Annotated in this window: 1 protein-coding gene; it reads left to right on the top strand. The window is 72.7% G+C overall.

The annotated features are described in order from the left end of the window. On the top strand, positions 1-2,229 hold a 2,229-nt coding region (locus HOQ08_RS03445), incomplete at both ends, for a condensation domain-containing protein (RefSeq protein WP_291191650.1).

The raw sequence follows: 2,229 nt of genomic DNA, 5'->3' as shown, positions 1-2,229 counted from the left end.
GGCCGATGCGTTCTCCGAGCAGCCGGGCGCACGGCTGTACCGCACGGGCGACCGCGGTCGCTGGCGTGCGGACGGCACGCTGGAGCATCTGGGCCGGGCCGACTTCCAGATCAAGCTGCGCGGCTTCCGCATCGAGCCGGGCGAGATCGAGGCGCAGCTCGCCGGCCACCCGCAGGTGAGCCAGGCGCTGGTGACCGTGCGCGAGGATCGTCCGGGCGATGCGCGCCTGGTCGCCTACCTGGTGAGCGATGCGCCGCTCGACGAGGCGGCACTGCGCACCCGCCTGCGCGAGCGCCTGCCCGAATACATGCTGCCGCAGCACGTCGTGGTGCTGGCGGCGCTGCCGCTGCTGCCCAACGGCAAGGTCGATCGTGCGCGCCTGCCGGCGCCGACCCTGGCCGCCCAGCCGTCCGGCGTGCGCACCGGGCCGCGCGACGAACTGGAGCAGCAGGTGGCGCTGGCGATGGCGGCGGTGCTCGGTGGCCACGAGCCGGGCATCGACGAGGACTTCTTCGAGCAAGGCGGGCATTCCCTGCTGGCCGCCCAGCTGGTCGCCCGGCTCAACCGCGAACTGAGCCTGGCGCTGCCGCTGCGCAGCGTGTTCGAGGCACCCACCGTCGCCCGGCTGGCCGCGGCGATCCGCGGCGCCGGCGCGGCCGAGGCACGGCCATCCATCCCGCGGCTGGCCGAGCGTACGCATGCGCCGCTGTCGCTGATGCAGCAGCGGCTGTGGTACCTGGAGCAGCTGCATCCGGGCGGCGTGGCCTATCACACGCCCTCGGCCCATCGCCTGCGCGGGGCGCTGGACCTGCGGGCGTTCGAGCAGGCCTTGCGCGCGCTGGTGCGGCGCCAGCCGGTGCTGCGCACGGCGATCGAAACCGTCGACGGCATTGCACGGCAGCGTATCCATGCGGCAATCGACCCGGACCTGCCGCTGGAAGACCTGACCGGATTGCCGGCGGACGAGCGCGAGCCCTGGCTGCGGCGCCGCCTTGATGCGCTGATGGCGGAGCCGTTCGACCTGGCCGCGCCGCCGCTGTTCCGCGCGCGCCTGTTCCGGCTCGGCGAGCAGGAGCACGTGTTCTTCTTCATGGCCCACCACATCGTCTGGGACGGCTGGTCCTTCGACCTGCTCTATCGGGAGATGGCTGCGCTGTACGGTGCCTTGCGCGCCGGTGGCGACGACCCGCTGCCGCCGCTGGCCGTCGAGTACGCCGACTTCGCCGCCTGGCAGCGGGGATGGATGCAGGGCGAGCAGCTCCAGCGCCAGCTCGCGCACTGGCTGCAACGCCTGGAATCGCCGCCGGGCCCATTGGAGCTGCCGACCGACCGCGCGCGGCCCTCGCGCATGTCCGGCGCCGGGGCGACCGAATGGATCGAACTGTCCGGCGACCGCCAGCAGGCGCTGCATATCTTCGCGCGCCAGGCGGGGGCGACGCCGTTCATGGTGCTGCTGGCGGCGTACGTCGTGCTGCTGCACCGGCTCGGCGGGCAGCGCGACCTGATCGTCAATACGCCCGTGCGCGGCCGCGACCTGGCGGAGCTCGAACCGGTGATGGGCTTCTTCGTCAACGCGCTGCCTCTTCGCGTGGCGATCGATCCGCAAGCGGGCTTCGCCGACCTCCTGCGCGCGGTCCGCGTGGCGGTGCTCGATGCGTTCGCTTGTCCCGACGTGCCGTTCGAACACCTGGTCAAGGCGCTGAAGCTGCCGCGCGACGAAAGCCGCCCGCCGCTCGCGCAGGCGATGTTCTCCTACCAGAACGTGAGTGCGCGGCCGCACAGCTGGGGCGACCTGCAGCACGAGCGCCTGCCGGTGTTCCAGCGCGGCGCCGCGGAGGATCTGGGCTTGTGGTTCATCGAACAGGATCACTTGCTGCTCGGCGGCCTGACGTACAACGCCGACCTGTTCGAACCGGCCACCGCCGCGCGCTTCCGCCAGGGCTATGAGACCCTGCTGGAAGGGGCGCTGGCCGAACCGCAGCGGGCCATCGCGAAGCTGCCGCTGCTGCCGGCGGCCGAGTGGGCCAGGCTCGAGCAGTGGAACGCCACGGCCGCGCCGGTGCCTGCGTTGTCCATGCACGGCCCGTTCGAGCGTCAGTGCGATGCATCGCCGGACCGTGCAGCGGTGCGCTGCGGGGCGAGGAGGTTGAGCTACGGCGAGCTGGAGGCGCGCGCCAACCGCATCGCGCACGGCCTGCGGGCGCAGGGCGTGCAGCCGGGGGCGCTGGT

It is taken from the genome of Frateuria sp., assembly GCF_013362045.1.
GTDB lineage: Bacteria > Pseudomonadota > Gammaproteobacteria > Xanthomonadales > Rhodanobacteraceae > Frateuria_A.
This window is presented reverse-complemented; position numbering and strand designations above follow the sequence as displayed.